General features: G+C 59.0%; 17 protein-coding genes. 7 read left to right on the top strand and 10 right to left on the bottom strand.

The features are described 5' to 3' along the window. The first annotated feature begins 26 nt into the window (after positions 1 to 26). Together BLR31_RS16340 and BLR31_RS16345 are read left to right on the top strand one after the other, a co-directional pair. Positions 27 to 470 (top strand): GyrI-like domain-containing protein, encoded by a 444-nt coding sequence (locus BLR31_RS16340; protein ID WP_090597833.1) that lies wholly within the window; start codon positions 27 to 29, stop codon positions 468 to 470. A gap of 450 nt (positions 471 to 920) precedes the next feature. Then, on the top strand, positions 921 to 2,318 hold the full coding sequence (locus BLR31_RS16345) for an MATE family efflux transporter (protein WP_210183943.1): 1,398 nt from the start codon (positions 921 to 923) through the stop codon (positions 2,316 to 2,318). Positions 2,319 to 2,764: 446 nt separating this feature from the next. Here the strand turns inward: BLR31_RS16345 and BLR31_RS16350 are convergent, their stop codons facing one another. From BLR31_RS16350 to BLR31_RS16390, 9 genes are all read right to left on the bottom strand, one after another. Next, entirely contained in the window at positions 2,765 to 3,751 is a 987-nt protein-coding gene (locus BLR31_RS16350) for an aldose epimerase family protein (RefSeq protein WP_090597837.1), read from the bottom strand. Beyond that, complete coding sequence (locus BLR31_RS16355; RefSeq protein ID WP_090597838.1) at positions 3,748 to 4,827, bottom strand: ABC transporter ATP-binding protein; 1,080 nt, start codon at positions 4,825 to 4,827, stop codon at positions 3,748 to 3,750. Before BLR31_RS16355 ends, BLR31_RS16350 begins: the two co-directional genes overlap by 4 nt. A gap of 21 nt (positions 4,828 to 4,848) precedes the next feature. Next, a complete protein-coding gene (locus BLR31_RS16360; protein WP_090597840.1) occupies positions 4,849 to 5,889 on the bottom strand; it encodes a hypothetical protein in 1,041 nt (346 codons plus the stop codon). A 3-nt stretch (positions 5,890 to 5,892) separates the two neighbouring features. Then, positions 5,893 to 6,729, bottom strand: coding sequence for a sugar phosphate isomerase/epimerase family protein (locus tag BLR31_RS16365; protein WP_176762714.1), 837 nt, complete (start codon positions 6,727 to 6,729; stop codon positions 5,893 to 5,895). Positions 6,730 to 6,739: 10 nt separating this feature from the next. Continuing rightward, positions 6,740 to 7,699: a sugar phosphate isomerase/epimerase family protein gene (locus BLR31_RS16370; RefSeq protein WP_090597843.1), complete on the bottom strand. Its 960-nt coding sequence runs from the start codon at positions 7,697 to 7,699 to the stop codon at positions 6,740 to 6,742. Positions 7,700 to 7,801: 102 nt separating this feature from the next. Further along, positions 7,802 to 8,701: a carbohydrate ABC transporter permease gene (locus BLR31_RS16375; RefSeq protein ID WP_090597845.1), complete on the bottom strand. Its 900-nt coding sequence runs from the start codon at positions 8,699 to 8,701 to the stop codon at positions 7,802 to 7,804. Further along, on the bottom strand, positions 8,698 to 9,600 hold the full coding sequence (locus BLR31_RS16380) for a carbohydrate ABC transporter permease (RefSeq protein WP_210183944.1): 903 nt from the start codon (positions 9,598 to 9,600) through the stop codon (positions 8,698 to 8,700). Before BLR31_RS16380 ends, BLR31_RS16375 begins: the two co-directional genes overlap by 4 nt. A gap of 65 nt (positions 9,601 to 9,665) precedes the next feature. Then, positions 9,666 to 11,018: an extracellular solute-binding protein gene (locus tag BLR31_RS16385; protein ID WP_210183945.1), complete on the bottom strand. Its 1,353-nt coding sequence runs from the start codon at positions 11,016 to 11,018 to the stop codon at positions 9,666 to 9,668. A gap of 79 nt (positions 11,019 to 11,097) precedes the next feature. Further along, on the bottom strand, positions 11,098 to 11,739 hold the full coding sequence (locus tag BLR31_RS16390) for a GntR family transcriptional regulator (RefSeq protein WP_090597848.1): 642 nt from the start codon (positions 11,737 to 11,739) through the stop codon (positions 11,098 to 11,100). 294 nt (positions 11,740 to 12,033) lie between these two features. Here BLR31_RS16390 and BLR31_RS16395 point away from each other — a divergent pair, with 294 nt between their 5' ends. After that, on the top strand, positions 12,034 to 12,690 hold the full coding sequence (locus tag BLR31_RS16395; protein ID WP_090597850.1) for a spermidine synthase family protein: 657 nt from the start codon (positions 12,034 to 12,036) through the stop codon (positions 12,688 to 12,690). 272 nt (positions 12,691 to 12,962) lie between these two features. Here BLR31_RS16395 and BLR31_RS16400 read toward each other — a convergent pair whose 3' ends face one another. After that, on the bottom strand, positions 12,963 to 14,798 hold the full coding sequence (locus BLR31_RS16400) for a sigma-54-dependent Fis family transcriptional regulator (RefSeq protein ID WP_090597852.1): 1,836 nt from the start codon (positions 14,796 to 14,798) through the stop codon (positions 12,963 to 12,965). 204 nt (positions 14,799 to 15,002) lie between these two features. On the opposite strand from BLR31_RS16400, the gene adh reads away from it, so the two are divergent. The 4 genes from adh to BLR31_RS16420 all read left to right on the top strand — a co-directional run. Continuing rightward, the gene (gene adh, locus BLR31_RS16405; protein ID WP_090597854.1) at positions 15,003 to 16,523 is read left to right on the top strand and encodes an aldehyde dehydrogenase; all 1,521 of its coding nucleotides are present in this window, start codon (positions 15,003 to 15,005) and stop codon (positions 16,521 to 16,523) included. A 130-nt stretch (positions 16,524 to 16,653) separates the two neighbouring features. Then, complete coding sequence (locus BLR31_RS16410) at positions 16,654 to 17,052, top strand: DUF779 domain-containing protein (RefSeq protein ID WP_090597856.1); 399 nt, start codon at positions 16,654 to 16,656, stop codon at positions 17,050 to 17,052. 447 nt (positions 17,053 to 17,499) lie between these two features. Next, a complete protein-coding gene (locus BLR31_RS16415) occupies positions 17,500 to 18,897 on the top strand; it encodes an MATE family efflux transporter (protein WP_090597857.1) in 1,398 nt (465 codons plus the stop codon). 348 nt (positions 18,898 to 19,245) lie between these two features. After that, positions 19,246 to 19,483, top strand: a 238-nt coding sequence (locus BLR31_RS16420) for a phage integrase N-terminal SAM-like domain-containing protein (RefSeq protein WP_176762691.1), incomplete at its 3' end; no start/stop codon positions are given.

Below are 19,483 nucleotides of genomic sequence, written 5' to 3' on the forward strand. Positions count from 1 at the left end.
GACCGCTCACGGCCTGGGAGGCACTGTTGATTGAAACTATCGACCTACCTGAACTCACCGCCATCGGCATCATGGTGAAAGCGACATGGGAAGACCTGCCGCGGGCTGTTCCAGCCGCCTGGCAGGAGCTTTTTGCGGCGGAAACGGGGGCTACGAGCTTTCTTGAGGTCTCCATCAGCCGCGAAGATGGCGTCTATCGCGAGCTTGTTGGATACCTGGCAGCCAAGATAACCGAAGTTCCTGACGGAATGATCAGTTTGTCCATCCCTCCGGGGCGGTACCTCCGCCTCATCCATGACGGCGCGCTCGAGGCCATCCCGGATCAGTATGCACGCCTTTACGCCCATGCCACGGCGCATGGTCTGAAGGCCACGGACTTGAAGCTCGATTTCGGCTACAGCGACGGACTTCCTCCAGGCCGGCACGAGCTGCATGTTGCGCTCGCTTCGGAACAGCTCCGGCTGAGTTGATCTTCAGCTTTGCAATGCAGCAGCCAGGCACCGGATTTTCTTAAACCTGCGCAAGGACGGCTCCAGCTTGAGCGCCAGCTTACGCGCCTCACAGAGGATGCGCACCGGCTGTCCGCTACGTATCCATTAACGCATTCAATCGCGCCTATGGTCATGCGAGATAGATTTTACACCACCGAGCCGAATTCTGATTGTCGTCGCCGCCAGAGCCATCTTGAAAGTACCGTGATGGTCGTCGCGCCAACAGCACACGATCTGTTGGTACACTGCTTGACACCCCTTCAGCCTGACCTTATAGGCCCACGTCTAGGTATCGGGCACCTGCCGCCTGCAGACGAAAGTCTCGGTGAAGCCCTGACGTGATCGATCAACTCACCCTCGAAAAGCATTTCGACGGTTGGCAATGCGGGCTCCCTTCCAGCACGAAATGCTCCTGTTGAGGAGTGAGCGATGCCGTACGGTCCCGCTACAGAGAATCGTTTTCTCACCGCCCCTATAGGGCGGCTGTTTCTATCAAATGCCTTGCCCATGATCCTTGTGATGTCGATGGGCGGGCTCTTAAATCTCGTCGATGCCGTTTTCCTCGGGCAGTATGTGGGTGTCGAAGCGCTAACGGCGGTCAGCCTCGTCTTTCCGTTCCTGATGATCACGTTTGCGGTTTCAACGCTTGTTGGCGGCGGAATGACGAGCCTCCTCGCCCGACAGCTCGGTGCCGCAGACAAGGAGGCGGGAGGTGCCATTTTTGCGCGTGCGCATGGCTTGGCACTCTCTATCGCCCTGGCCATGATCATCATCTATCTGGCTGTCGGCCCTGGCCTTATCGAACAGCTTTCGGGTGCAGATAGCGACATCACGAGGATGGCGCATCTTTATCTTCTGATCGTTATCCTGGGCACACCGTTGCAGTTCTTGCTGAGTTTGCATGCCGACGCCCTGCGGATTGAAGGGAGAGCAGGAACGATCGGCATGCTTTCGGTCGGCGTGACGCTTGCCAACATTGTTCTCAACTACCTGCTGATTGTGACATTCGACTTCGGTGTGGCCGGATCGGCGTGGGGCTCTGTGATTGCGCAAGGGGTTGGGCTGGCCCTCGTGGTCCGGCTACGCCTAAAAAGCGAAACGCTGTTGCAGATGGCCACACTGTTCCGGCATCGCTGGATCGGCGGTTGGATACCAATCATCAAACTTGGCGCCCCACTCAGTCTGAGTTTTATCGGCATGGGTCTCGTATCGGCGACGATCATCACAACCCTGAGGTTGACCGCTGAGGCGGGATACGCTGACGCCATAGCAGCTTATGGGGTCGTCACCCGTATCGTCGGCTTTGCCTACCTGCCGCAGATGGCCATTGGCCTTGCAATGCAGGCCATCGTTGGAAACAACTTTGGCGCCGGGCTGTATCAGCGATCCAATAGCGCCTTGCTCGTGGCAGTGGGGGCGGTATTTGCCTATTGCCTCATCGTGGCACTTGGACTGTTTGCGACTAACGCAACCCTCGGAGCAGGGTTCTCTGACGACCCGGTTGTTGTCGCCCAGGTTGGCACGATCATTCGGGCCATGTTCGCATTGTATGTCGTGGCCGGTCCCATCCTCGTATTGGCGCTCTACTTTCAGGCGATTGGTCAGCCCGGGCGCACCGCGGCGTTGACACTGGCCAAGCCCTTCGTGCTGACGCCCTTGCTGGTCGTGGCCTTGGTCACATTGATAGGACCTGGCTCTCTCTGGCTCGCCTTTCCAGCGGCCGACGGACTTCTTGCCGTCATTGCACTGGCTATCGTGCTTCGAACACTTGCGCATGGCTCCAGCCAAGCAGGCTTCGGAGTGTCAGAGACCAGCGCTAAAGCGTGAACCAGCTTGAATTCGCGGCGATTGCCGCGAGTTTCTCTTTCTCAATTATGGATGCAGAGCTGCACGCTAATTTGAGCGATCAAGTCTTCCGAAACAATAGCCACAGTCCGCTGACGGCGGCTGACCGCGCGGCAACGGCCAAAAAGCGGCCAGTCCCCTTACCACCCCGTGCCGGTCATCACGCTGGAGACCCCGTCATCAAAGGAAAGGCGCGATCGGGGCCGATTGCGGTCGGTCCGGTTTTGGCAAGGACGCAGAGGAGAGCTGCCATTCGGCATCCGCCCACATTCGAGACATTCCCGGCAAAATGCTGTGGCACAAGAGCAGCCGCTGTTTCGGGGCTAATTCTCTTTGATGCGGATCACGAGGCGCTCAAAAATGCTCCCTCGTGCAGCGATTGGGTCGGAGTGTCAGCCCAAGACCCTTCGCAGCTCGGACAAGTCACCTCAATGGAGTGAGAACCTGTACTCGATACGGCGATGGTAGCGCTCTCCGGGAGAAAGAAGCGTTGAGGGAAAATGAGAATTGTTCGGGGCATCTGGCCAGGCCTGGGCTTCAAGACAAACAGCGCTGCGGGGCTGATAGCGCTGCCCGCCGAGCCCGGGGCGAGCATCGCTGATCTTGTATCCGTTATAGAAGTGGATCCCGGGTTGATCTGTATGAAGGGACATCGCAATCCGACCGTGAACCAAACTTGCCGCGTGCCACAAACCCACGGCCGAGGTGGGACGGCAAAAGGTGTTGTTATAGGATATTATTTTCGCGCCCTGTGCGTGGATCGGTCGGGGCACGCGGAAATCAAATGGGGTATTGTCCACGCCGGCGATGTCACCAGTCGGAATCAGATCCGGCCGCGAGGGCAAATAACTATCTGAGTTTATCGTCAGCGTATGCGCGTCAATCACCCCGTGTCCGGCAAAATTGAAATACGGATGATGGGTCATGTTTAACGGCGTCGCGCGATCGCTTGTGGCCTCGAACTCAAGGCACAGCGTGCCATTACCCACCAGAGAATAGGTTACTGTGGCTTGGAGGGTACCAGGGTAGCCGCCATGGCCATCCTCTTCGACAAGCCCAAGCCTTACCGCGCTCGGCTCGACGGAGAGAACCTGCCAGTCTTGCGTGGCAAAGCCGTCCGGGCCGCCATGAAGATGGTTCCTTCCATCGTTTCGCTCGAGCGAAAGCTGGTCGTCCCCAACCATACAGTGTCCGTCGGCGATCCTGTTGGCATAGCGCCCGATAACGGCGCCGAAATACTGTCCATGGGAGGCATAGGTATCCACGTCTTCATATCCCAGCACCAGAGGGGCATCGTGGCCGGCAATCCGCAAGTCCGCTAGGCTTGCACCGAACGGCAGAATGCGCGCCGACAGCCAGCCATTGGAAATCATGATCCCCGCGCGCTGCCCCATCGACGGCGTGGCTGCAGTCATTGCTTGGGCAACCTCTTACCGTCATCGGCCCCAAACACATGGAACGTCGAAGGGTCCGCCGAAAGCTTGATCTTATCCCCCGATTTGAGATTGACTCGCTCCCGGATGAGCATGAGCAGGGTATCGCTGCCCACATGGACAGAGACCAGCGTATCTGCACCAGTGGGTTCGACCACCGAGATCACACCATCGAGCACAACCGGCCCCATTTCGCCAAGAGCGAGATTTTCCGGGCGAATACCCAGCACAATCGATGCATCGGGGAGAGCGGTTGCAAAGGCGAAGGGTATCGTTGTCCCTGCCTCTGAGACAAAGCTGTCTCCGTTCGGTCCACGCTGAATGCCGCCAGTAAGAAAATTCATGGCCGGCGATCCGATAAAGCCTGCGACGAACAGGCTCTCAGGGCTGTCATAAAGATCCATCGGCGTCCCAATTTGCTCGATATGACCGGAATTCATTACCACGATACGGTCGGCCATAGTCATGGCTTCCACCTGATCATGGGTCACGTAGACGATAGTCGTTTTGAGCCGCTGATGAAGCTCCTTGATCTCACTGCGCATCTGGACGCGCAATTTGGCATCGAGATTGGACAAGGGTTCATCGAACAGGAAGACCTTCGGATCTCGCACTATGGATCGTCCCATGGCTACGCGCTGGCGTTGCCCACCCGAGAGTTGGGCGGGACGGCGGTCCAGCAGCGGTTCGAGATCGAGAATCTCCGCCGCCATCTGCACCTTCTGGGCAATCTCGGCTTTGCTGTGACGCGACAGCTTGAGAGAAAATCCCATGTTCTCAGCCACGGTCATGTGCGGATAGAGCGCATAGGATTGAAAGACCATGGCAATGTCGCGCTCCCGCGGCGGCAGATCGTTGACGACTTTTGCGTCAATCGTGACTTCGCCGCCAGTGATCGATTCCAGGCCGGCGATCATGCGCAGTAATGTGGATTTTCCGCAGCCGGAGGGTCCCACGAGGATGACGAATTCGCCATCCTCGATTTCCAGCGAAACGCCGTGAATGACGGGAACGCTGCCATAGGACTTCTTGACGTTTGATACCGTAATCGGTGCCATTGGGGTATCCTCCTCCAGCGTTTAGCTGGCGACCTTGGTGCCGGTGATTTCCGCAACGCCCTTGAAGAAGCGTTCTTTTTCCGGGGTCGAGATGCCCCAATTGACCGGCGGAGACTGGTAACCGTCACGGTAGTTGTTCTTGCCCTGATCGTAATATCCCCAAGGCGCATATACCTCGACGGCGGCAAACATGTTCTCCGCGCTCACCGAGTCTTCATTGATCACAATCGGCATGGGGCGGCGTTGGAAGGCGGGTTTGGCACGCACTGCGCGCACCACCTCACGGGTCTGTTCCTCGTTCCATTTGTTGGAATGAACGATGATGAAGTCGGACGCCTCGATGACCGCCTCGGTCGGAACGCCCTTGGCGATGTCGCTGTGAAAGAAGCCGCCGCTAAAGCTCGTTGCGATCGGCAGTTTGCGGCCATCGATCTCGATCGACCGTGCAAGCTCGACGAGCTCGTGGACCCGGCCCGGCATGAGCAGATCATGATCGTAGTGGGGGATGTCACATTCGTTGTTGATTTCGACCAGGATGTTTTCGAACCCGGTCTCGAGCAGCCAACGGGTTGCGTTGACGACGCCTGCGCGAATGGCATCGTCGTCATCGAGATACTGGTCCTGACCAAAATAATAATATCCCACGATGGCGACCATACCCAGCGCATCGGCGGCAGCGAGTACTTTGTGAAGGCGCGCCATATGCTTGGGCTTGAGATTACCCTTGGGGTCGATTGCGGTATTGAGCCAGGGTTGAACCCTTTCCGTGCCGGTGATGGGCATGCCCCCTTGCAGATTGAGGGTAAAGGCCTTCACACCATGGGCCAGATAGGTGGGGAGTGCAGCGATGAACTCGTCGACATTTCTGTCGGCGTCCCATTTTCCGGTATCGGGATACGCCCAGTTCTCAGCAGTCTCGGGGTTCTCATCGTCAAAAATCGCCTGGACCATCCGCGTATTGAACAGCAAGCCTTCGACTGGGTTTCCCTTGTAGGTGCGGCCCTCATATATCGGCCGGCCGTCGACCAGGAATTTCTCTCCGTCTATAGAAATCTTTGTCATAGTCTATCCTCCGTTTCGCGTGTTTTGAAAAGCAGTAATAAAGGGCCTGGCAGCAGTGATGCTCTGCTCTAGCCATTCGTCCTCATTGGCAGTGGTTTGGGAGTGGGATTCCGCTCGCGGTAGCCAATGCTCGAGTAGGACGTTCACGTCGCGGCCTTCCCGCTCGAGCGCATCAAAGACAGAGGCAATGTCTAAAAATCCCTTGCCAAGAGGCGTACCGGTAACCGCCATACCCACGCCGTAAGGATCAATGGCGATCACATAGTCCTTGAGGTGAAGGTTGACGGCAAAAGGCGCCAGCATCGCGATCGTGTCGGCCGGCCACTCTCCAATGGCAATCGAATTGGCCACATCGAGGCACACTCCGACCCGAGGATGATCCACAGCATCAAGGATGGTCTTGAGGTGAGGAGAAGGGAAATGGAAGTGGTTCTCGATGGCGAGAACGATGTTACCCACCTCAAGGCGCGGTAGCGCGTCCCGAAGGCTGCTTACGATCTCTTCGGTCGGTCGCTCCGCGTCGGTCGCGTCCGGCGCAACGCGCAGAATGCGGGCATCCAGAGTTTCGGCGAGCTTGAAATAGGGCTCCAGAGTCTCAGCCCGCAAGCCGTTGAGACCCAGTTCCACCTCGACATTCAACGTGCGCGCCGTGTTTGCCAATTCAGATACTATGGCCGTGTCTGCGGTGTGGAGGCCCACATTGTCGGCCAGCTGCACGAGATCAAGATCGAGCGCTCGGGCTTTACGCACAAGATCCGCCGGTGTCATGGGCCTGTCAGGGCGCACATCCTTGAACCCCATTGCCCAGCGATAGCTGTAACTGCCGATACCCAGTTGCATGATCGTGCCCTCAGACCAGCGCGCGGGTGAGCGCGGCAAAGGTTCGGGCCGGGGTCCCATCGGTCCGCAACGCCCTGATCTGGTCCATGCCGATGCGATCGATGATCTTGTCGAGATCTTCCATGATCTGGAAAGTCGACGCTATCGCCTCGTCATCGGCGCCGTGACGGGTGAAGACGTCATAGGCCACCCAACCGTCCCAGCCGAGCTCGCGCATGTAAAAGAGCGCCTCAAGCGTTTCCCAGAAATTGACCGATGCGGGCAGCATGTCCCAGTCCGCGCCGCGGTTATTGTCATTGAAGTGAATATAGAAGAGCCGTCCTGCATCGTGAGCGAGGCATATTTCAGCAGCCGGCGTTTCACCCGCTATCAAGGCATGCCCCACATCGATGGTTACGCCAAGCGTATCCGCTCCGACCGTATTACAGAAGTGAAGCGTACGGCCCATCGAGGGCAGAATGATCCGGTTGCGCGATTCATAAGCCTTGTACTCGATGCTGATCTTAACGTCGCTGCGATAGGCACTCGCCTCGGAAAACGCTTCGACCAGCCAGCGCCACTGGCTCCTGAAATCAACCTGGAATGCATAGTCCCACCCGTCGATCAACGGGCACACAGTGATCATATCCGCGCCCAGATCGCTTGCGAGATCCATTGCCGTCTTAAGATATTGGGTGGCCTCCCGGCGCACACCGGCGTCGGGATTGGTAAACGAGCCTGCGCGGAATTTGTCCTCGCTCTTGACGTTGACATTGACCGCCGACACCGCAAGGCCGCTGGCTTTGACCAGATCGACATGTTCCCCCTGGTAGCCCAGATCCTGCGGATAGACCGGCTCCACCCCATGGGTGCGCGGGATGGTCGTTGCCAAATCGAGCCGCTCGGCAAGGCTGCGTGGCTTTTGAAATTGGTGGAAGCGGTCGGCGTAGCGTCCCAGAGTGCCCAAAAGGATGGAATTGCGGATTGCCATTTTCGTGTCCTCATGTTGTGGGCGCCAGCAAAAAATGGCGCTCCTCTCTTGCTCCGCCGGCGCCATTGGCATCGTCGGCAAAGCGTTAGTTGTTTGATTTAGCTAACCTTTTACGGCACCGGCCGTCAGTCCACTGACCAGCCAACGCTGGACGAAGAAGAACAGGATAAGCGCGGGTATGGTGGCGATGACGCAAGCCGCCATGAAGGCGTTGATATATTGCACGCCGCCTCCCTCACTCGCGAAATCGCCAATGCCGACCTGCACCGTTTTCATTGCGCCCGAACTCAGGAGCAGGCTGGCCCAGAGAAAGTCATTCCAGGAATTGAGAAAGCTAAAGATTGTGACTGCAGCCAGACCGGGCAGCGAGATCGGTAAGATCACGCGCCAGAACGCCCCGAAATGTGTGCACCCATCGATCATCGCCGCTTCTTCGAGTTCAGGGGGACTGCTCGTTTGGAAATACCCACGCAGCAGAAGGATGGCGAAGGGCAGGGAAAACCCCACATAAGCCAGGATCAGGCCGGCGTAAGTATTAAGAAGCTGAAGATCCTGAACCAGGAAGTATACTGGAAAGACACGGGTGATCGCCGGAATGAGCTGGGTGGCAAGGATCATCCCCAAGATCAGCATCGCGCCAGGAAATCTGTAGCGCGCCAGAACATAGGCTCCGGTTGCCGCAATTGCAGTGGTTATCACGGCCGAGACCACCGAAACCACGATGGAATTGAACATGTACCGCCACAGCGGAATGAGAAGGCCGGCGTCGAAATAGGCATCGAGCGACCAGGTTTCCGGCAGCCAGATCGGGGGGATGGCCTGGACCTCGAGACTGGTCTGGAACGAGCTTTTGATCATCCAGAAGACAGGCAGGAGGATGTAGACAAGCATCAGCCCCATGACCAGGACAACCACAAAACGGGTAATAGGATCGTTGTTGCGAAAGCCTGTTTTGGCGCGCGCCGGATCGGCTATTGCGCCATTTTCGAGCGCTCTGGTCATCGCAAAGTGTCCTTGGATTGAGCGCGGACGTAGAAGATGCACACCACGCTGGTCATAAGTAGGATGACGCCACTCGCCGCGGCGGCATAGTCGAAGCGGAAAAACATGAAGGCCTGCTGATAGGAATAGACCGCCATGATGTTGGTAAGATTCTGGGGCCCACCACGGGTCATGATGTAATTGATTTCGAACTGCCCGAGCCCGTTCATGACGAGCAACGCCAACAGCACCGACATGACCGGGCGCAGCATCGGTAAGGTCACGAACCAGAACTTCTGCATGATCGAAGCTCCGTCTATTTCAGCAGCCTCATAGAGACCCTTGGGTATCGACTGCAGCCCGGCGAGCAGGAAGATGATGATGACCGGCAACCCGTTCCAAACGCGCACCGCGGCCACCGCCATCATCGGGATCGAAAACGGCCCGAAGGTCGAGGGGTCTGTGAGAAAGCGAATGTCGGTATCGATCAGCCCCATGGACTGAAGCGCATGGTTGATCGGACTACGCTCGGTCTGCAACAGCCACATCCAGATGGCCGACGCCACGACGGGCGGAACAAACCAGGGCACGAACACGAGGGTTCGCAGCACCGCGCGCCCCTTGAAATTGGCATTGATCACCTGGGACAGGAACAAGCCCATGGCGATCGAGACGACGACTGCGATGATCGTGAACAACACCGTATTGACGATGGTCTGGACAAACCTCGGATCCTGGAAAACCGCTATGTAGTTCTCGAACCCGACGAAAGGTGTCCCAACGGCATTGATCTGCAGCAGATCATATAGCTGGAAGCTCATGACCATGGACGCCAACATCGGATAGATGCCGAGCCCCACCGTAAGGATCAGGGCCGGCGCCACCATCACATAGCAAAATATCAGCTTATCGCGTTCCACGCGTGATCTCCTTGGGAGAGGTGCCGGACGGCAGTGCTGGGGAGAGCCGCCCGGCCGGGAGGTTTTTACTGCACGTTCGATCGATCGAGCTCGGCCTGCATGCGCTCTTGGGCCCGTGAAATAACCTCATCGAGATCCTGCTGACGCACCACCGCGTCATACATCATGTCATAGAGAACCGCGCCGGGCTCAGGCGCCGCAATCGCGCTCCATGCCGGAGCAGGATGCTGGGAGGTGCGCGCATACTCGAGCGCTTCACCAACCACGACCTTCCAGGGCCGGTCGTTCCAGAATTCGGAGTCCATGACGTCCCGGCGTGTGCTGACATTGCCGCTAACGCGGCTGAGCGTCGCCATGTTGTCTTCTTGAGAAAGGAATTCCATCCACTCCACGCACTGCTCGACCTTGTCGGTGCCGCGCAGAACGCCCAGATACCCGCCGCCGCTGAAGCTATCGCGATTTTCCGGCCCTTCGGGAGTCAAAGACATAGCCCACTGACCTTCGAGCTGAGGATAGTCGCGATCGAGCTCAACGCCCCAGGACTGCTCTGCGCTGTTGATCATCGCGATATCGCCGGCCAGAAAGCCTGGCTGCGGGTCATAGTTGGCTTCCATGCTGTCGGGGTCGACCACTTCATGTTCCCACATCAAGTCCCGCATGAACGTCAACGCAGTGCGCATGGCTTCGTTGTCGATCGTGGCAGTCCGACCGTCCTCGGTCATGAAGTCTCCGCCAGCCTGCCAATAGTAGGGCAGCAGCCATGAGACGGAATTGGTCGCCGTCCCGTAGGCATATCCCCAGCGCGTGACATTGCCGTTCTCATCGCGCTCGGTAAGCTCCGTCGCGATGTCGACAATCTCGTCCCAGGTCTCGGGCGGACCTTCGATGCCCGCCTCCGCAAACGCATCCGTCCGGTAAATGAACGACCGGATGTCACCGCGCCAGGGGATGCCGTAGAAGTCGCCCTGCCATGTCACATCCTGGAGGCTGCCTTCGAAGAAATTCTCATCGAGGTTTTCCCATTGGTCGCGGTACTCGTTGATGGGCATAGGACCGTACTGATCGCCACCAATGGCCGAGAACGAGTGCAGCCAGTACATATCTGCGCAATCGGGCGCGGCGCCTCCACGGGACACTGTCAACCAGGTGTCGAAGGCCACAGACCAGTTTATGGTTTCGTGCTGGACAGAGATTCCCGTCTCGGCCTCAAACTCCGCGGCAAGATCGCGTATCGTTGCGTTCCATTGGAGCGCATCGCCATAGGACTGGGTCCAGAACTCGATGGAATTGTCCTGAGCCAGCGCGGGCGCGATGCTGGAAAGCGTAACACCGGCGCTGGTTATCGCCACGAGCGATCCCCGTGCGACTGACCGCATGAGGTCAGATCGCGCTCGATCAAGTTTAAGCATCTTGTCCATAAGTTTCCTCCATTTGACCGGATCTGTGACCGCGAAGCGGTCGATCCCTCCCTTGCCGGCGGCACCACGCCACCAGCCGTCAGCCCTGACTTTCGATCAGGGAAATCGTTTTGCGGATGTGGACGATCATGGCGCGCTCCGCCGCATCTGCGTCATGCGCTTCCAGCGCATCGATGATCGCAAGGTGCTCGGGCAGAGTTTCATGAGGCGTTCTGAGCAGCCCCTGCGCCAGACTCATCCCCATTATCACCTGAAGGGACTCCAGCATGCGGGTGTGGAAGCTACCCTCCATGAGCTTGGTGAGGTACGAGTGGAATTCGATATCCGCTTGCCGGTATTCCGCAAAATCACCAGTCTCGAGCGTATCGGTGACCGCCGTCATCAAGGACCTCAGATAGACGGTATGCTTACGCTCGATCGAGGGGGCCAGCAAACGGCAGGTTAGACCTTCCAGCACCGCCCGAATTTCGAAAACAGCCGCGATCTGGGTTGGCCCGAACTCGGCAACGACGGCCTCTCCTCGCGATCCAAGAGCGACGAAATTATCGCGCTCAAGATTGGCTATGGCGCTGCGCAAAGGCGTCCGGCTAAGCCCGAGCCGGGCGGCTAGGTCTTCCTGGACGAGCTTCTGTCCCGCCTTTAGTTCTCCGGAAAGAATCATTTCTCGGATCGCCTTGTAAGCGTGTTCTTCCAGCGAATCTGCTGCGGCAATGGCTTTCACAGCCGGCTCCTCTGCATGCAATGTATTTTCTGTATACAGTGAATACGTGAAACAAGTGCCGCCGTCAACCGCGGGCCGCGCGACGCCGCCAATCTCTTCATCGTGAAAGACTATCTTTCTGATTTTAATGTATTTTTAGCCCACAGATTGCGTTGCCGTTGCGTGTTCTGAGGTTCGGCGACGGGCCTGGCCGCCGAGCCGACGACCCATAAGTTGCCAACCGTGCGGCGTTCGAGAGACAACACGTCACTCATGCTATATGTAAACCGCGTTGTTGCGCCGACGGAGTGACACATGCTGCCCTGTATCGAGGTAGATCGAGCTATCGTTCCCGATGGCGGTGAACTCAAGCTCATGCAGCGCGGCCATGAGTTTTCGATAATGCGCGGCGCCACGGAACTGATGAACAGTCGCCGGGGCAAATCAGAAGAACGGCTGGCCACGCTGTCCGCCGAACGCATTGGCAAGCGCGCCAAGGCCCGGGTGCTCATCGGCGGGCTCGGAATGGGTTTAACGGTGCGCGCGGCACTCGCACACTTTGGCGCCGAGGCCGAGTTGATCGTTGCCGAACTGGTGCCCGCCGTTATTGCATGGGCGGGAGGCCTTCTGGCCCCCGTCCACGGAAAAAGTTTCTCTGATCCGCGCGTTCGTCTAGAGCAACGTGACGTAACCGAGCTGATCGGGCGGGACGGGCCGTTCGATGCAATCCTGCTCGATGTCGACAATGGTCCGGATGGCCTGTCCCGGCCGGCCAACGACCGGCTCTACGATGCCCGCGGCCTCGCCGCGTACAAAACAGCGCTGACAGCCGGTGGACATGTGGCCATCTGGTCGGCAAGACCCGGTTACCGATTCTTCGAACGCCTTAAGCAAGGCGGGCTTAAGATCGAAGAGGTTCGGGTGCGCGCGGGGGGAGCCCTCCACATCATCTGCATTGCGACCAGAACCTAGGCGATCGTATGACCATTATTGCAGCTGCGGTTTTAGGGAAGAAAGCTCGTGACCTGCTCGTGGACAACCGAGACAACGACGCTTTCTAGGCCGACCGCCTCGGGGCCGTTTGTAGCCTGTCGGCTTTCGGGCCGACCTAGTGGATTAACTGCCATTCGCTGGCCCTCGCGTTGTCACTCATGAGTGTCAAATGAAAGCCAATACGGGTCTACTGCGGCGCCCATACTGGCAAAGCCACGAGCCAACGCAGCTGTTCAATCAGCCTCTTCCAACTATTTCCAGACCAGCCGTCGGTAGAGGGTCGAGCGGTCGATGCCGAGAGCGCGCGCAGCGGCGGAAAGATTGCCGTTATTCTGGTCCACCGCGCGACGCATTGCGGCTTCGGTGAGACTGCCCAAATCGTTCTGGAACAGCAGAGGTGCCGCGGTGACCTGTTCGGTGAACTGGGGTAGATCGGCCAAAGTGATGGGCTGTTCTGGTTCACACAGCGCTGATAGGGCGCGCAGCGTCCCGGTCAGTTCGCGGAAATTGCCTGGCCATGGCTGGGCGGCGAGGCGGGCAAGCACCGGGGCGGGCAGCGGCGGATGGCCCGTCGCGAGCTGGGACCAGAGGCTCGAGACGACAGTGGCGCGATCGGGGAAATCACACAGGGCCGGCAGGCGGATGGTGAACTGGGCGATGCGGTAGTAGAGATCGGCGCGGAAGGTGCCTGCCTCGACCATGGCCTTGAGATCGCGATTGGTGGCGCAAACGGGCACGAAATCAGCCTTCTGCGCGGTGCCGCCGCCCAGTGGCACGACTTCCTTGTCCTGCAAGACGCGCAGGAGGCGCGACTGCAGCAAGAGCGGCATGTCGCCGATTTCATCGAGGAAGAGAATGCCGCCCTCGGCTTGTTGCACCAGGCCAATGGCGCCCTGCTTGCGGGCGCCGGTGAAGGCGCCGGGCTGGTAGCCGAAGAGTTCGGATTCGATCAGGCTCTCGGGCAGTGCAGCACAGTTGATGGCGACAAAGGGCTTGCCGGCGCGCTGGGTGAGGCCATGCAGGTAGCGGGCGAAGACTTCCTTGCCGGCACCGGTTTCCCCAGCGATGAGCAGGGGGATTTCGGCATTGACCAGGCGGATGGCCTTGGCGAGATCGGCGCGGGTTTCGGGAGTGAGAAAAGGCGCTGGCTCGCCCGACTTGGCGACGCGCGGCAGGGTGCCGGTGACGCGCAGCGGCGACTTGCGCGGCTCGGACACGGCGGCAAAGAAGCGCTCGCCATTGCGGGCGCGCAGTTCGCCGCGCTGTGTGGCGAGCGCCGCGGTTTCAAAGATTTCCTCGGCGGTGGACTGGCGCAGCGCCTTGCGGTCGAGCCCGACGAGATGGAGCGCGCGACGATTGCCGGCGATCAAACGCCCGCCATCAAAGACCAGAATGCCTTCGCGGGCGGTGCCCAGGAGATCAGCGGCACGGTGGAAGCGCACCACGGTCATGTCATCGAAGCCGCGGGCGAAGAAGCGATGTTCGATCTGCTCGACGGCGAGGCGCACCAGGCCCATGGCATGGGTGTGCTCAGCCGAGGCATGGCCGGAGAGATCGAGCACGCCAGCGAGCTTCCCGAAAGGGTCGAAAATGGGCGATGCGGCGCAATGCAGGATACCATGTAGTTCGAAGAAGTGTTCTCCCCCATGCACCTCGATGGCGCGACGTTCGGCGAGAGCCGTGCCGATGGCATTGGTGCCAGTGGCAGTTTCGGACCAGGTGACGCCGGGGCGGAGCGCCACTTCGGCGGCGCGGCCGGCGAATTCGGGGCTTCCCGTGGTATCGAGCACGAGGCCCTTGGCATCGGTGAGGATGACGACACTGTCGGTAAGCCGCGCTTCGGTGCGCAGCGACACCAGTTCAGAGCGCGAGAGGAGGCGTAAGGTCTCGTTCTGCTCATGCAAGGCGCGAAGCTCGGGTGCGGTGACCGGTTCGGCATGAATGACCGCCGAGGCATCGAGGCCCTGTTGTGCGCAGCGCTGCCAGGACCGCAATATGGGCGCAGGCACCAGGCCCTCAGGTAGATCGTGCCCAGAAAAGAAACGCTCGCGCGCGGCTACCAAGGCAGCATCGGACGCCTGTTGCATGGCTCTCTCCCTACCAGTTGTGGCAGTTTGCAACAGGTGTTGCATCGGCCATCGCGTCTGGTTGTTGCAAAGTGTTGCATCCGAATTCGCACCGCGTCCACCCCTGCTTGGTGCCACAAGAATTCCCTAACAGCTTCAACAGGTTGATATCATCTGGCACGCCGGTTGCAATGACGGTGGCATCCAAGAACAAGGGAGGATGCCATGAATAAACCTGAATTCGTCGGCCAGCGGACCAAGTCTCCGTACAAGGCGAAATACGGCAATTATATCGGCGGGCAGTGGGTGGACGCGCTCGACGGCGAGACCTTCGAGAACACCTCGCCAGTCACTGGGCAGGTGATTTGCGAAGTCGCGCGCTCCAAGGCGGCGGATGTCGAGCGGGCGCTGGATGCGGCCCATAAGGCCGCGCCGGGCTGGGGCCAAACCTCGGTGGCGCAGCGCGCGGTGATGCTCAACAAGATTGCCGATCGCATGGAAGAACATCTCGACGAGATCGCGCTGGCCGAGACCTGGGACAATGGCAAGCCAATTCGTGAGACGACTGCTGCCGATATTCCGCTGGCGATCGACCACTTCCGCTATTTCGCCGGTGCCATCCGCGCCCAGGAGGGCGGCATTTCCGAACTTGACCATGACACGGTGGCTTATCATTTCCACGAGCCCCTCGGCGTCGTGGGGCAGATCATTCCGTGGAACTTCCCTATCCTGATGGCGGTCTGGAAACTGGCGCCCGCGCTAGCGGCAGGCAATGCCGTGGTGCTCAAGCCTGCCGAGCAGACGCCGGCATCAATCCTCTTTCTCATGGAATTGATCGAAGACATCCTGCCGCCCGGCGTGGTCAATATCGTCAACGGCTTTGGCCTTGAAGCCGGCAAGCCGCTGGCCAGCTCGAACCGCATCGCCAAGATCGCCTTTACCGGCGAGACCACGACGGGCCGGCTGATCATGCAATATGCCAGCCAGAACCTGATCCCGGTGACGCTGGAACTGGGTGGCAAATCGCCGAACATCTTCTTTGCCGACGTATTGGCCGAAGACGATGATTTCTTCGACAAGGCGCTCGAGGGCTTTGCCATGTTCGCGCTCAATCAGGGCGAGGTGTGTACCTGCCCGAGCCGCGCCCTGATCCAGGAAAGCGTCTATGACCGCTTCATGGAACGGGCGATCAAGCGGGTGGAAGCCATCAAGCAGGGTTCTCCCTTCGAGATGAGCACGATGATCGGGGCCCAGGCCTCGTCCGAGCAACTCGAGAAAATTCTCTCCTATCTCGATATCGGCCGGCAGGAAGGCGCCACGGTGCTGACTGGCGGCGAGCGCAACAATCTGGGTGGCGAGTTGGCGGGTGGTTACTACGTCAAGCCGACGGTGTTTGCTGGCAACAACAAGATGCGCATTTTCCAGGAGGAAATCTTTGGCCCGGTGGTCTCGGTGACGACCTTCAAGACCGATGCCGAAGCCCTCGAGATCGCCAATGACACGCTTTATGGCCTGGGCGCCGGCGTGTGGACGCGTGATGCCAACCGGGCCTATCGCTTCGGCCGAGGCATCCAGGCGGGGCGCGTATGGACCAATTGCTATCACGCCTATCCTGCCCATGCCGCCTTTGGTGGTTACAAGCAGAGCGGCATCGGACGCGAAAACCACCGCATGATGCTTGACCACTACCAGCAGACCAAGAACATGCTGGTGAGCTACTCGCCCAAGAAGCTGGGCTTCTTCTAAGCCGCTCCTCCCTGAGCGGGCGCCCGGGGAGAGCTCCGGGCGCCAGAAATCATTCCGGCGGGAAGAGCCCTAACCCCACTCTCTCCCTGGCCACCTCCCGCTGGAATGATCGTCGAGCAAGGAACCCGCCATGACTGATCTCGTTCCGCGCGTCGTCGCCACCGACGCCGCCTTAAGTCTCATCGCCACCATCACGGCCCGCCATGGGCCGGTTATGTTTCATCAGTCCGGCGGGTGTTGTGATGGCTCGTCGCCGATGTGCTATCCTGAAGGCGAATTCATCGTCGGCGACCATGACGTCAAGATGGGTGATATCGGCAGCGCTCCCTTCTACATGTCACCCAGCCAGTTCGAATATTGGCAGCATACCCAGTTGATCATCGATGCGATTCCAGGTCGTGGCGGCATGTTCAGTCTCGATAATGGCACCGAGCGGCGGTTCCTCACGCGCTCCCGCTTGTTCACCGATGACGAGTACGCACGCCTTGGGCCAATAGCACGGCGAGGAACGCCAACACTCTTTTCCTGAAGCCTTGTCTCTTCTGCGGAGTGACTGATGCTGAAGTTTGGTCCATTGCGATTTTTTGATTTTGCATTCTCACATCAGGTGACAATCCAGGCCATGTCCGTTTTCTCGTTGATGCAATAATCCGTTGAATGACCGAAATGGGGCGCCTTGCCGATCGGCGGCTCCCGACGCCGCTGCGGTCATTGCCGAGGGTGATCGCGGCTATCGAAAGCGGAATTTGCCCGCTACCGAACTCACAGGTCCCGCGCTGACCCATGTGCCGCAAGTTGCTTGACACATTGTCGGAGCTGCCCCTATACGCCCCTCAAGGTATCGGGCACCTGCCGCCTGCAGACAAAAGTCTCGGTGAAGCTCTGAAGCATTCGAATACCTCACCCTCGATGCATTTCGTCGGTGGGCAATGCGGGCCCCCACCATACGCGAAATGCTCCAATTGAGGAGTGAGCGATGCCTTCCGGTCCCGCTACAGAAAATCGTTTCCTGACCGTCCCCATCGGGCGGCTTTTTCTATCAAACGCCGTGCCCATGATCCTTGTGATGTCGATGGGTGGGTTGCTGAATCTCTTCGACGCCGCGTTTCTCGGGCACTATGTGGGTGCTGAGGCCCTCACAGCGGTGAGCCTTGGCTTTCCCGTGGTGATGACTACTTTCGCGCTTTCAACGCTGGTCGGCGGCGGTATGGCGAGCCTGCTGGCCCGTCAGTTGGGAGCCACCGATAGAGGTGCGGGCGGTGCCACTTTTTCCGGCGCGCACGGGTTGGCAATGTTCATCTCCCTGCTCTTCATCGCCATCTATCTCGCAGCAGGGCGACACCTCGTAGGACAGCTTGCGGGTGCACAAGACGACATCACAGCCATGGCGCATCTCTATCTCCTGATCCTGGTGCTGGGGACGCCGCTGCAGTTCCTGCTCGGTCTCCATGCGGATGCTCTGCGTGTTGAAGGACGTGCCGGAACGATCGGACTCCTCTCTATCGGCGTGACGATCGCCAATATCGTCCTCAACTATATCCTGATTGTCACCTTCAATCTGGGCGTGGCCGGGTCGGCATGGGGCACGGTGATCGCGCAAGGGGGCGGGCTGGCGCTAATGATCGGATTGCGGCAGCGCAGCGAAACTCTGCTGTCATTGTCCACACTTCGCAGGCACCGCTGGTATTCCGGTTGGGGAGCAATAATCAAACTCGGGGCGCCCCTCTGTCTGAGCTTTTTCGGCATCGCTCTGGTCTCGGCGACGGTCATCACCGCCCTGAGGCTGACCGCCGAGGCGGGATATGCCGATACAATTGCCGCCTATGGAATTGTAACCCGTATCGTCAGCTTTGCATTCCTTCCGCAAATGGCAATCGGTCTCGCGATGCAGTCCATCGTTGGAAACAATTTCGGCGCCGGGCTATATCATCGATCTGACGCAACCCTGCGACTTGCGCTGGGGATGGTCTTTTTCTATTGCCTTGCCGTCGCACTCTGTTTGCTTGCCACCAACACCAGCATTGGAGGCGCATTCGCTGGGGACCCGGCAGTCGTGGCGCAGGTCGGCGTTATCCTCCGCCCCATGTTCACGCTCTACCTGTTTTCCGGTCCCATTCTGGTCCTGGCCCTGTATTTCCAGGCGGTGGGCATGCCCGGGCAGACGGCAGCGCTTACATTGATCAAGCCTTTCCTGCTTGCGCCGCTGCTAGTCACAGCGATGGCTGCATTGGCCGGGCCGGACACGCTTTGGTTTGCCTTTCCAGCGGCCGACGGCATCATGTGTGTGATCGCATTGGTAATGGTGCTTCGAACTCGTGCTCGTGGATCCAGCCAAGCAGGATTTGGTGCATCAATGACCGACGCCAAGGCGTGAAGTGGCTCTACAAATTGAACTCGCGGCCAAGCGGATAACCAGCCGCGAGTACTTTTTCACTCGGCTACGCACCCCAAGCCCCTGTTCCGCAATCCCCGTTGCCGGCGCCTAAACTGAGTAAGCAGACGGACAGCTCCTAGGAAATCGCGATTGTAGCTTGAACGGCGGGAATGGGGCGCAAAGCCGTCATCACCAAGGGCAGGTGTTTTGACCGCTTTGCGCCCCCATGCACGAACCCGCTTCGCGGGAGGGACGCGCGTGGTGAGACTTGATGGATTCGTCTGAGGCTCTGGGCAGCTAGAGGCTGGGGTCCGAACATGGAGTTCCTTTCAACAGGAGGAACTCACCATGACGACCTATCAGGCCAATGCCCCGATCACACCGCTGCGTCAACGCATGCAGCAAGATATGGTGATGCGGGGCCTGGGCGCCCATACGCAGCAGGATTATGTGCGGCACGTCCGGAACTTTGCTGCCTTCCTCGGGCGTCCTCCCGACAGCGCTACCGCCAAAGACATACGGCATTACCAACTGCATCAGCATGAGACCGGTGTGGGTCCGGCGACGATCAACAGCACGGTTTCCG

The sequence above is a fragment of the Pelagibacterium luteolum genome (assembly GCF_900100665.1).
Lineage (GTDB): Bacteria > Pseudomonadota > Alphaproteobacteria > Rhizobiales > Devosiaceae > Pelagibacterium > Pelagibacterium luteolum.